The sequence below is a fragment of the Tolypothrix bouteillei VB521301 genome, from assembly GCF_000760695.4.
GTDB classification, from domain to species: domain Bacteria; phylum Cyanobacteriota; class Cyanobacteriia; order Cyanobacteriales; family Nostocaceae; genus Scytonema; species Scytonema bouteillei_A.
The window spans coordinates 96,893-109,951 of record NZ_JHEG04000001.1; the positions used below are offsets into that span (position 1 = coordinate 96,893).

Annotated in this window: 6 protein-coding genes; 4 read left to right on the forward strand and 2 right to left on the reverse strand. The window is 40.2% G+C overall.

Annotated features, from left to right (window positions below; translation table 11 throughout):
• Positions 1-216 precede the first annotated feature (216 nt).
• From HC643_RS00415 to HC643_RS00430, 4 genes are all read left to right on the forward strand, one after another.
• A complete protein-coding gene (locus HC643_RS00415; protein ID WP_038077609.1) occupies positions 217-1,506 on the forward strand; it encodes a dicarboxylate/amino acid:cation symporter in 1,290 nt (429 codons plus the stop codon).
• A gap of 124 nt (positions 1,507-1,630) precedes the next feature.
• Entirely contained in the window at positions 1,631-4,282 is a 2,652-nt protein-coding gene (locus HC643_RS00420; RefSeq protein WP_237265794.1) for an ATP-binding protein, read from the forward strand.
• A gap of 37 nt (positions 4,283-4,319) precedes the next feature.
• Complete coding sequence (locus tag HC643_RS00425; protein WP_237265795.1) at positions 4,320-9,764, forward strand: trifunctional serine/threonine-protein kinase/ATP-binding protein/sensor histidine kinase; 5,445 nt, start codon at positions 4,320-4,322, stop codon at positions 9,762-9,764.
• Between the two features lie 82 nt (positions 9,765-9,846).
• Entirely contained in the window at positions 9,847-11,634 is a 1,788-nt protein-coding gene (locus tag HC643_RS00430; protein WP_038077608.1) for a PAS domain-containing sensor histidine kinase, read from the forward strand.
• Between the two features lie 302 nt (positions 11,635-11,936).
• Here HC643_RS00430 and HC643_RS00435 read toward each other — a convergent pair whose 3' ends face one another.
• Complete coding sequence (locus HC643_RS00435) at positions 11,937-12,116, reverse strand: hypothetical protein (RefSeq protein ID WP_072040719.1); 180 nt, start codon at positions 12,114-12,116, stop codon at positions 11,937-11,939.
• Positions 12,117-12,618: 502 nt separating this feature from the next.
• Entirely contained in the window at positions 12,619-13,032 is a 414-nt protein-coding gene (locus HC643_RS00440) for a hypothetical protein (protein WP_038077606.1), read from the reverse strand.
• Positions 13,033-13,059: the final 27 nt, after the last annotated feature.

Here is a 13,059-nt window from a genome sequence, read left to right on the forward strand (position 1 = left end):
CATAAGTACAAGTGTATTTAAGGATAACGCAATTTGTTCCCTCATAAAATTAAATTCTGCTATTGATTCAGAAAAGTGTATTCAGCAATGTGAATTCAATATAGTGTAATACTCTTCTTTGGTGGGTTGGGCGGAGGACGCCCGCCCATTATCTCTCAACAGTCTCCATTGCACAAGACGTATTTAGAATAGACATCTCGCCTATTCACACCACACATGAACGAACAAGACACTCCCGATACGCCCAAAACCCGCCCTTGGTGGCAAAGCATCCCACTGACATTGCAAATTATTATTGCACTCGTACTGGCGGTAGCTTTAGGGATTGCACTGGGTGCAGGAAACCCCAGCCCAACAAACAAAGCCTTTATTGAGACTTTGGCAATTCCTGCTGAGTTAGTACTGAAAGCACTCCGCACCCTAGCAACACCATTGATTTTAATGGCAGTGCTGCATACCTTTATGACAACCGTAATACCCGGTAGGGCGGGACGCCGTTTGGCAGTATTGCTGCTAACTAATACCACAGTCGCTATTCTTGTTGGGCTATTTGTAGCAAATGTGTTGCGTCCCGGTACGTGGGGACGATTGGCTGCGCCGGGAACTGCAGAAATAGTGAAGCGCAATTTCGATCCTTGGGGATTGTTTAAAGATGCTGTTCCGCCCGCTATTCTCAGCCCTTTAGTTGATAATAATGTTATCCAGCTGATCGTTCTTGCCCTGACTTTTGGTATAGTCTTGCGTGCGATCAAATCAGAACAAATTGCTGCAAATCAGAGAGGGTTTCAAGGACTTGAGGATGCGATCGCAATTTTATTTGAAGCCATTATCCGAGTTCTTCACTGGGTCATTGCCACAGTACCGCTAGCAGTCTTTGGAATTGTATCAAAAACCGTTGCCGAAAAGGGTTTTGCACCATTTAAATCTTTAGGAGCATTTGTGATAGCAGTGCTACTAGCGTTGACATTGCAAGCCTGTTATTACCTCTTGCGAGTTCGGTTTGGTTCTTGGGTGAATCCGCTCAACTTCCTGCGTGGCGGTACAGATGCTTTTTTAACAGCCTTTGCAACGGATTCCTCAGTCGCGACTATGCCCATTACATTTGAGGTTTTGCAGCAAAAAATAGGTGTGAGGGAATCTTCCGCTTCTTTAGGAGCATTGGTTGGCTCCAATTTCAACAATGATGGCACTGCTCTTTATGAAGCCATGTCTGCATTATTTATCTCGCAAGTACTCGGGCAAAATTTAAGCTTGGTACAGCAACTTACAGTCATTCTCACATCGATTTTTGCATCCGTAGGTGCTGCTGGTATTCCAGAAGCGGGATTGGTAACCATGACATTGGTATTCAGTTCTGTTGGCTTGCCAACAGAGTATATTGCTTTATTGGTCACTGTTGATTGGTTCCTAGATCGATGCCGTACTGTCATCAATGTTATGGGGGATATGACAGTAAGTGCTTTAATTGATGGGAAAAAACGGCAATCAGCAGCAAATATTGATTAATTTTTTTTACAAAATACAGATAAATGTTGAGGAGTAAAAACTTTTGGGAATTCTTTTAGATAGAGAACAGATGGAATAAATTTTTCTTTCCACCTGCAAAAACACTACTGCTGACAGCTTCGCAATGATGGTGAAACCTTCGTCCCCAAAATTTTACTGGTTTCTGAAAAGGAAAACCATTCAGCTTGACAAATACACGCTTGCCAAGCTGTCTGCTTTAATAGTTCTGGGATTTTTAGGCAACTATTTCAATTTGCCTCTATTTTTTTCTGTAAATTTTACCTTTGGTAGCATTGCAACTCTTTTTGTTGCCTACATCTATGGAACTTTGTGGGGAGTTATTGCAACATTTATAGCCGCAGTTTATACTGTTTGGCTTTGGGGACATCCTTATGCATTAATATTGTTCTTACTTGAAGTTACATTTGTTGGATGGTGGGTTAGCAAGCGACAACAAAGCCTGATGCTGGCAGATATCATTTACTGGTCTTTTATTGGTATGCCACTGGGATGGATTGCCTTTTACTACATTATGAAGATACCAGTTTCTGTATCTTTAATGATTGTTTTTAAACAATCAGTCAACGGTATCTTTAATGCACTTATTGCCGATTTGTTTGTTGCTTACACGCCTATTGCCAAGTTGATTCATGTTAATCACGGACAAAGATTCTCGTTCCGACAAACATTGTCAATCGTGCTTGTCGCATTTGTATTTTTTCCATCTTTAACTCTTATAGTATTGAACAATCAACAAGCCTTTGCAGAAATTCAAACAAATACACCCAGTCTTTTAAAAGCCGTTTCACTCAATGTAGCAACAGGATTGCAACGCTGGCAACAACAAGACCACTTAATATTAGAGCAATTAGCAAAACTAGCAATCGAGTCCAATCTTTCTGCATCAACAGCATTACAGCAAGGGACACAACTACTTCAACAAAGCTTGTTACACAGTCAAAGAGTTGCGATTTCAGATATCTCTGGAGACACAATTGCTGCTTTTCCAGACCGTCAGTTTAAACTGTCAACTTATTATACTGAACCCAAACCCTCTGACCAACCGCGTCTGATGCATCTATTTGAGAAACAAGGAGAGCTTGCTACAGTTATCGAGCAAGTACCGATTGTCCAGGACAATAGGGTGCGGGGACATGTTAGCAACGAGATTAGTTTAGATGCCATCGGTCGGTTACTGCAACTCAACAAAACTCCATTAGATATCAGAATCACGTTACTAGATAATCACAAGCGAGTCGTCAGCACAACTCGTTCCGATTTATCACCCACCAGTATGTTTGACCATCTTGAAAACAAGAAATCCCAGAAAATAATGGAGCAAATGTACCAATGGTTGCCACCCGGTCAAATGGCAGCTGTAGAACGTCAGAGACGCTCATTTTACGTTCATAGAGTACCAATTGACAGCTATTTATCTTGGCAGTTGGTTGCTGAAATTTCAGTAGGTTCACAACTCGAAAGCTTGCAGAATCTGTTTATTCAAGGATTTACGTTAATTTGGTTGATTGCGATCGCAGCCCTTCTGCTTGCGACTGTGATTAGCCGGAGACTTGTAAAACCAATCGTACAATTAGCGAATGTTACCACCAATTTACCCGGCAAATTGTTTGATATATCTCGCATAAAGTTTCCTAAAAGTAATGTTTTAGAAGTCAGAACATTAATAGATAATTCTCAGGAAATGGCTCAGATGTTAAATCAACAATTTCAAGAAATTAAAACAGCCAATGAAACCTTAGAGCAAAAAATTACCGAACGAACTCAAGAGCTTTCTCTTAAAAATCAAGAACTTGTCAAAGAAATTGCCGAACGTCATAAAGTTGCTGAAGCTTTGATACAATCTAAAGAGAAACTACGCCAGCAAGCTGCTACTTTAGAAAAGGCATTCCAAGATCTGCAACAGACTCAAGCTCACCTTATACAAACAGAAAAAATGTCGAGTTTGGGGCAGTTAGTAGCAGGTGTTGCTCACGAAATCAACAATCCTGTAAATTTTATTCATGCCAATTTGTTACACGCGCAAGAATATACTCAAGATATTTTGAAGTTACTCAATCTTTATCAGCAATACTATCCCAATCAAAATTGTGAAATTGCAACAGCACTTGAATACATAGATTTAGAGTTTATTCAGGAAGATTTACCCAAACTCTTAAATTCCATGCAGACCGGAACTCACAGAATTCGGGATATAGTGCGATCGCTACGGACTTTTTCCCGTCTTGATGAAGCCGAGATGAAAGCAGTAGACATTCAAGATGGGATTGAAAGTACGCTGATGATTTTGGACTATCGGTTGAAAGCTAGAGCAGAGCGCCCGGAAATAGAAGTCATCAAAGAATATAGCGTGCTCCCCCTTGTTGAATGTTACCCCGGTCAACTCAATCAGGTATTTATGAATATACTGATGAATGCAATTGATTCTTTGGAAGAGTCATTTGTCCAGAGTCGTTTCCTATCAGGAGCAAACAAAGAACAAAAGACACAATTAACTATCCAAATTCAAACAAGCCTCACCGATAACCATTATATTAAAATTTCCATACAAGATAACGGGCTTGGCATACCCAAACACATTATCTGTCGATTATTTGACCCCTTCTTCACAACCAAACCTGTTGGTAAAGGGACTGGTATGGGTCTGTCTATCAGCCATCAAATTATTACTGAAAAACATGGCGGACGACTGGTTTGTCATTCAGAACCGGGACATGGGGCTGAATTTGTCATTGAAATTCCTACACGGCAACAGTGACCGCTAACCAGCCATCGGTGATAACTGCTATCTCTAAATGGGCATACTAGCTGATGAGTCGGCTAGAGACGGCAATTTTCTATGGAAGGCGATCGCGATGAAAGTATCATTTGACCCAGGAACAACGCTTCCAGGCTACTGCTTGGTTGAGCAACTTTACTTTAGTGCCAAAACTCTAGTTTATCGTGCCTTACGAGAAGCAGACCAACAACGTGTCATCATTAAGCTCTTGAAAAGGGAATATCCAACGGTCAATGAACTCTTACAATTCCGCAATCAGTATAATATTGCCAAAAATCTCCCTTTATCTGGAGTAGTCAGCCCGTACAGTCTAGAACCACTGCGCCACGGTTATGCTTTAGTTATGGAAGACTTTGGTGGTGTTTCCTTAACAGAGTATACTCAAGGGCATCCATTAGAATTAGAAGAATTTCTACTCATTGCGCTTCAACTTGCTGATATTCTTCAAGGTCTCTATCAACATCGAGTGATTCACAAGGACCTCAAACCTGCTAACGTCTTGATTCACCCCCAAACAAAACAAATCAAGCTGATTGACTTTAGCATTGCCTCTGTCCTCAGACACGAAACACAAACCCTACAAAATCCTAACGGAATTGAAGGAACTCTCGCTTATCTTTCACCAGAACAAACGGGTCGGATGAACCGAGGGATTGACTATCGTAGCGATTTCTACTCCTTGGGAGTCACATTTTTTGAATTACTGACAGGTCAGTTACCCTTTCAATCCAATGACCCAATGGAGTTAGTTTATTCTCACATCGCCAAGCAAGCACCCGCAGTTCACAATATCAATCCTGACATTCCACTCGTCCTATCTGCAATTGTCAGGAAGTTGATGGCAAAAAATGCGGAAGACCGCTATCAGAGTGCTTCGGGGTTACTTGCAGATCTCCAAAGATGTGTAACAGAATTTAAAATAAACGAGCAAATTTCCAATTTTGAGGTCGGTCAGCTAGATGCAAGCGCCCAACTGAACATACCCCAAAAACTCTACGGACGAGAACAGCAAGTCAAACAATTGCTAGCAGCATTTACTCGCGTAGCGTGTCCGGAGGACAGCAGTTCTTCTTCACGAAGCGAACTTGTACTTGTATCGGGTTACTCGGGTATTGGCAAATCGTCACTTGTTCATGAAGTCCACAAACCAATTGTCCGTAAAAGGGGCTACTTCATTTCAGGTAAGTTCGACCAATTTAAACGTAACATTCCCTACGCTTCTCTCATTCAAGCATTTCAATCTCTCATGCGGCAATTGCTGACAGAGGACACCCACAAACTTCAAAACTGGCAAGAAAAACTCAAAAGGGCTTTGGGTGAAAACGGACAAGTGATTGTGGATGTGATTCCAGAACTAGAAGCGATCGTTGGCAAACAACCTTCCATCGAAGAATTAAGAGGAACCGAGGCACAAAATCGGTTCAACCGCGTCTTCCAAGCCTTTATTGAGGTGTTTACTCAACCAGAACACCCCCTAGTGCTGTTTTTAGACGACTTGCAATGGGCAGATTCTGCATCTTTAAACCTCATTCAAGTGCTGATGAGCAATCCTGAAAGCAAACATTTACTGTTGATTGGAGCATATCGAGATAACGAGATCAGTGCAACTCATCCATTGATGAAGATGTTAGATGTACTTCACAAAGCAAACACTGCTATCGAAAATATTGTTCTGTATCCTTTAGAAATACATTATGTTCGTCAATTAGTTGCCGATACATTAAACGATCGCAACAGAAGCGTTCCTCTTGCAGAGCTACTCTTCAATATCTCTCAAGGCAACCCCTTCTTTTTAACTCAACTTCTCAAATCGCTGTATCAAGAACACCTGTTAACCTTTGATTTCACTCGGGGTTGCTGGATGTGGGATCTCGAACAAATTCAACGCGTTGGAATTACTAACAAAAATGTGGTAGAACTAGTAGCACTTAATTTGCAAAAATTACCAAATACCACACAAACAATACTTCAACTAGCAGCTTGTATTGGCAATCGCTTTAATTTAGATATTTTAGCAACTGTCAGTAACACGAGTCTCTTGGATACTGCTAAAGCGTTACAACCGTCTCTCCAAGCAGGATTTATTCTCCCTCTTAACAATAACTACCAAGTTCCCCTTTTATTCTCTAGCGAAGAACTAGATGAATTTGGATTTGACGTGAGTGTAAGTTATCGATTCCTTCATGACCGAGTTCAGCAAGCTGCTTATTCCCTCATTCCGCAGACGCAAAAACAAGCGACCCATCTTGAAATTGGTCAACTTTTACTTCGCAACACTCCCCCAGAAGCGATTGAAAATTACATTTTTGACATTGTCAATCAGTTGAACTTTGGCAGAGATCTTCTAACACAAATTTCAGAACGACAGGAATTGGCGCAACTCAATTTGATAGCAGGACGAAAAGGCAAAGCTGCAGCTGCCTATGAACCTGCATTTAAGTATTTTACAGTTGGAATCGCTTTATTGTCCGCTGACTCTTGGCAAACACACTACAGCCTGACATTAAAACTGTATGAAGAAGCAGCGGAAGCAGCTCTTCTTTGTGGCGAGTTTGAGTTGATGGAACAGCTAGTACTTGCAGTGTTACAGCAAGCGCAAACTTTGTTGGACAAAATTAAAGTTTATGAGGTCAAAGTATTAGCTTGCGTAGCCCAGAGCAAGCAACCTCAGGCTATCAAAACAGCCCTAACTGTGGCAGAATTATTTGGAGTTGCGTTTCCAGAACAACCAAATCAAACAGATATTGCTGAGGGTTTGCAGAAAACTCAAGATACTCTAGCAGAAAAACAATTAGAAGATTTGTTAGAACTGCCAGAAATGAGGGATCTCAGAGCATTGGCGCTCGTCAGAATTTTAGCAAGCGTAACGGCTGCTGTTTATCAAGCTGTTCCTACACTTTTACCATTAATTGTGTTTAAACAGGTTAGATTGTCGGTTAAGTATGGAAATGCCTCTGTATCTGCACAAGCATACGCTTGGTATGGAGTCATTTTATGCGGTGTTATTGGCAATATTGAAGAAGGTAATCGTGTCGGTCAACTGGCATTAGGCTTATTATCAAAGCTCAAAAGCAAAGAATTTCGAGCTAGCACCATCAATATGGTATATCCATTTGTAAAACCTTGGAAATATCACATTCAAAAATCTCTCGATCCTTTGCTTGATGGATACCACTGCGGGCTAGAAACTGGAGCATTAGAATATGCTGCTTACTGCGCTTACAACTATTGTTCTCTTTCTTTCTTCTTAGGTAAAGAATTATCAATTTTGGAAGAAGAAATGAAGGCTTACAGCCATGCTTTGGCTCAACTCAAACAGGAAGTCGCTCACAATTATCTTCGAGTCTTTTACCAATCAGTTTTGAATTTACTCGGGCAAAGCAAGCATCCCTGGGAATTTAAGGGTACTGTTTACCATGAAGACAAGATGCTTCCTTTACACCATACAGCAAACGATCGCTATGCTATTGGTACGTTATATGTTAACAAACTCATTCTTTGTTACTTATTTCAAGAGTGGCGACAAGCCACAAAAGTAGCCAATCTTGCTGGTGAATATCTTGATGGAGTGTCTGGCTCTTTTACGATCCCTGTATTTTCTTTTTACGATGCTTTAACCCAGCTTGCTATATTACCAGAAATTGAAGAATCAAAACAAGAGCTTGTTTGGGAAAGAGCGATCGCCAATCGGAACAAACTCGAGCATTGGGCAAACTATGCACCGATGAATCACTTGCATAAATTTTACCTAGTTGAAGCAGAACGTTACAGGGTATTGGGACGAATTTATGAAGCGATGGAGTACTACGATCGCGCTATTACAGGAGCCATTGAAAACCATTACTTCCATGAAGCTGCTCTAGCCAACGAACGAGCAGCCGAATTTTACTTTTCGCTCAAAAAAAACAAAATTGCTCAAGCATATATAACAGAAGCATATCACGGCTATCAGCAGTGGGGAGCAAAAGCGAAAGTTCAACAATTAGAAGAATTTTACTTTGAATGGCTGAATCTTAATTCTCAAAAACTTTCCAAAGAAGACAGTAGTCTATCCAAAGGAAGCACAACATCCAAGGGTGAAGTTTTCGATCTGATTGCTGTGATGAAAGCATCACAAGCTATCTCCAGTGAAATAGTCTTGGATAGATTGCTAGAAAATTTGCTGCATATTATTCTCGAAAATGCAGCTGCTCAGAAAGGCTGTATTATTCTTGAGCGCGACAATCAACTATTTATTGAAGTTGCGGATACCAACCAGCATGAATTAGCAGTCGTACTGCAATCAATCCCAGTCAAAGACAGTCAAGATGTTCCTGTTTCCATTATTGAATATGTCCGTCGCACCCAACAACCCTTAGTTCTTAATAATGCTACAGAAGAAGCTATTTCTAAATCTGATGCCTATATTGTCTATCACGAACCACAGTCAATTTTATGTGCGCCAATTCTTTATCAAGGAAAATTTATCGGGATTATTTATTTGGAAAATAATTTAGCGACTGGGGTCTTTACTCACAATCGTGTTGAAATTCTCAATTTCCTCTGCACTCAAGCTGCTATCTCCTTAGAAAATGCCCGTTTATACCAACAAGCACAAAATGCTGTCGCTCATTTACAACAAACACAACTTCAATTAGTACAAAGCGAGAAGATGTCTGCTTTGGGAAATTTAGTCGCAGGGGTTGCTCATGAAATTAACAATCCTATCGGCTTTATTGCTGGCAATATTGACCCTGCTCAAGAATACGTACAAGATTTGTGCGGCTTGCTCGATCTGTATCGGGAGAAGTTTCCCCATCCCGGACAGGAGATTGAGGATAAAATTGAAACTATAGATTTGGAATATTTGCGTCAGGATTTGCCGAAGTTGATTGAATCAATGAAGCTGGGTGTTGAACGCATTTGCAATATTAGCACCAGCCTGCGAACTTTCTCCAGATCGGACAAAGATTATAAGGTTCCATTTAACATTCATGAAGGTATAGAGAGTACTCTACTTATTCTCAAGCACCGTTTGAAAGCAAACGATGACCGTCCAGCAATTAACGTTATTAAAGACTATGGCGATATCCCTCAAGTAGAATGTTTCCCAGGACAACTCAACCAAGTGTTTATGAATTTGCTGGCAAATGCTATTGATGCTTTAGAAGAATCTAATATGGGAAGCAGTTTTGAACATATTAGAGCAAATCCTAACTGCATTACCATTCAAACTGCTATGAAAGACGAGCAACACATTATGATTCGCATAGCAGACAATGGTATTGGCATGACCGAACAGGTGAAACAGATTGCTTTTGACTATCTTTTTACAACCAAAGCTGTTGGACATGGAACGGGTTTGGGTTTAGCGATCGCCCACCAAATTGTCGTTGAGCGTCATGGAGGAACGATTGAAATTAATTCTGTTTTGGGACAGGGCGCAGAGTTTGCGATCGTGCTTCCCATATCAAGCCAATAGTAAACTTGTTTTAGCTAGGAGGCGAACGTAATGAAGACCACATTTTTGACGAGAACTGCATTTCAATTGGAATAATTAGGTTATGGATATTAGCAATCACTTCGTGCATACAACCGAGGAGACTGAGACAGAAATTGCGTTGCGTCAAAGCCAACAGCGATTGCAAAAAGCTCAAAGAATTGCTCACATTGGTCACTGGGAAATAGATGCTACTACCCTAGTGACTATTTGGTCAGAAGAAGTCTTCCGAATCTTTGGGTTGGAACCCAAAACAGAAGCACCACCCCCTCAAGAATACAAACAGCAAATTCACCCAGATGACTCACTCATTTGGCAAGAAAAACTAGAACAGGCGATCGCTCAACCCACTGCTTTTAACCTTGACTTACGCATTTACCGCCCCGATGGTTCCTTGCGCTATTTGAATGCGATCGCAGAATCCCAAGTGGATGAATTCGGAAAAGTCATCAAACTTGTGGGTACTGTTATGGATATTAGCGAACGCAAGCAGGCTGAGATAGCACTACAGCAGGTTTTACACCAAACTGAGTACCAGTCCTGTTTGCTACAAGCTGTCCTTAACTCTACTACAGACTGGATTTTTGCTAAAGATACAAATTTCCGCTACATCCTAGCCAGTCGGAGTTATGCAACCGCAATTGGTAAAACCGTGGAAGAGATTCTTGGCAAAGACGATTTGGAGTTGGGTTTTTCTGAAGAACTTGTCTTTGGAAATCCTGCAAAAGGTATTCGAGGATTCCGCACTGACGATCGCACGGCGCTATCTGGGAAACCCGTGTGTAACTCCTTCGATCCCGCAACAATTGCAGATGGTTCGCTACGTATCTTCGATGTTCGTAAAAATCCTTTGTACGACTTAGATGGAAAAGTCTTTGGTGTACTTGGATTGAGCCGTGACTTAACCGAACGCTATGATGCAGAAGAAGCCATGCGTCGTTCCGAAGCACAGCTAAAGGAGAAAGCCGAAGAATTGACGCGTACTTTGCAAGAACTTCAGCAAACGCAAATGCAGATGATTCACAGTGAAAAAATGTCTAGCTTGGGACAACTGGTAGCTGGAGTCGCCCACGAAATTAACAATCCCATGAACTTTATCCACGGTAACCTCAATCACGCCAATCACTACGCCAAGGAAATTCTAGAATTGCTAGTTCTGTACCAAAAATATTACCCCATTCCACCTTTAGAAATTCAGAAACAAGCAGAAGCAATCGACCTAGAATTTATACAACAAGATTTACTGAAACTTCTATCCTCAATGCGCGTTGGTACAGAACGCATCCAAACAATCGTAGCATCTCTTCGCACATTTTCCCGTATGGATGAATCTGAAATGAAAGAGGTTGATATCCATGACGGTATTGACAGTACATTAATGATTTTACAACACAGGATTAAAGAAAAAAATTCTTATTGTCAAATTCAAGTTATTAAAGAATATGGTAATTTACCTTTAGTTGAGTGCTTTCCCGGACAGTTAAATCAAGTATTTATGAATATTTTAAGTAATGCAGTTGATGCTTTAGAAGACGCATTTAAATTCAGTCATATGTCAATCTTAGAAGACGAAAAATCAAAGGAAGACCCTACAATTTCCATTCATACTCAAGCAATAAATAACCAAGCTATTATTCGCGTGGCTGACAATGGAACGGGTATGAATGAAAATATTCGTCAGAGAATTTTCGATCCCTTTTTCACAACTAAGCCTGTGGGAAAAGGAACTGGAATGGGCTTATCAATCAGTTATCAAATTGTGGCAGAAAAACATGGTGGTTCGCTTTACTGTCTTTCACAACCAAATTTAGGAACAGAATTTATCATTCAAATTCCTTTAAAACAGAATTAACTTAAATATACTTTTTCGAGATATTGACGTGCTAGCGCAATTCCATTCCAATCTAGAATTGCGTCAACAGGCTTTAGAATACATACTTGCTGCGATTGGAAAACTGCTAGACCCCAAGGTCATAATGAAAGACTCGCTACACAGATGTTTCCCAAGCAGAACGGGCTGAGCACATTGGAGGTGAATCAATTATCAAGAGTCAGCCCGGTTAAGAAATAGGAGTTGTCGCAAGCATGAACCGAGATTGAGCGTTATGACTAATGCCCAATTCTAATGTTCTCCGTTTAATATATATAGATAATTTATGTCTGTTGCGGACCTTTAGCATCACACTCTTTAGCAAAACACCGTTCCAAAAGCTCAACTCTATAGTAGCGGGCAAAGCGCCGGGGATCTAATACAAGTTTAACTTTAGGGTTCATCACAGGTTGATTGAGATACTGCCATAAGGGGAATTTAAGATTGCTAGCGTCTGAAGTCATATATACAAAGAAAATAATACGACACAATAACAGGCTCAGTATTGAACATCTGGTTAAAAATATGCTTATTACCGTTCCTTAGTTAAACCTTACAAAATATACATACATTTGTCCTGCGGACAAACGCGGAAAAATTTAGAGAATACTCCTACAGATAGTTAAAAAAATCCGTTAAATTCACTATTGCCAAATGCAGTCTTCCCAAAGCAAGAAGGCATTGAGGCGAGATGTTTGTAAAATCATGCAACCTAGTCTGAAAACCTTTGTTAAGTCAACCTTTTAGTCATTGTCGAAAATTAAAGTTACACGAGTAACGGCAAATATACGGTTGACAGAAGATATAGTTACGAGTAATATGCAAATCTTATGTAATGCCAACTTTTGACCCTAGGCCATAAACAATCATTTTTGGCAATGTCTTCCTCAATTGCAGATATTATATTTGACGACTGAAACAACGAGCTAGGAACGGAGTACAGCCGTATCGCATCAGTTTCCCTTACTATTCTTGTAAGACGAGTTTAATATCCAAAAAAGGAGAATCAACATATAATTGCCAATTCTCATCTATAAATTCTAAATTTTCATCATAAATAAGCCCTAGCTCACCAATATGCAACTTGTTATTAGGACTTGAATTACCTTCAACACCATTTTTTAAAGCTGTAAGGATAAACTGCAATTGGAGAAAGCGTTTATTATGTGTTACGCCAATAGAACTACTAGTTAATTCAGCATCAATGGTGGGTGGTAGGGTAATTTCTTCATAATATTTATCTTGCTCGTCCCAATAACCGCAGACTTTATAATTACATAAAGAGAGATGTTCTTTAACAAGTGTATTGGCATCTATATTTTGTAATAGATCTGTTAAATCATGCAAGACAGGGTGATTTTTTAATTTAATGTTGTTCATATTAAGCTTAACCTGGTTTTCTGTTCT

Excerpts from the sequence above, each read along its gene's own strand:
- HC643_RS00425 (WP_237265795.1), top strand. The coding sequence starts at position 4,320 with ATGGGCATACTAGCTGATGAGTCGGCTAGAGACGGCAATTTTCTATGG.
- HC643_RS00430 (WP_038077608.1), top strand. The coding sequence starts at position 9,847 with ATGGATATTAGCAATCACTTCGTGCATACAACCGAGGAGACTGAGACA.
- HC643_RS00420 (WP_237265794.1), top strand. The coding sequence starts at position 1,631 with ATGATGGTGAAACCTTCGTCCCCAAAATTTTACTGGTTTCTGAAAAGG.
- HC643_RS00440 (WP_038077606.1), bottom strand. The coding sequence starts at position 13,032 with ATGAACAACATTAAATTAAAAAATCACCCTGTCTTGCATGATTTAACA.
- HC643_RS00415 (WP_038077609.1), top strand. The coding sequence starts at position 217 with ATGAACGAACAAGACACTCCCGATACGCCCAAAACCCGCCCTTGGTGG.
- HC643_RS00435 (WP_072040719.1), bottom strand. The coding sequence starts at position 12,116 with ATGACTTCAGACGCTAGCAATCTTAAATTCCCCTTATGGCAGTATCTC.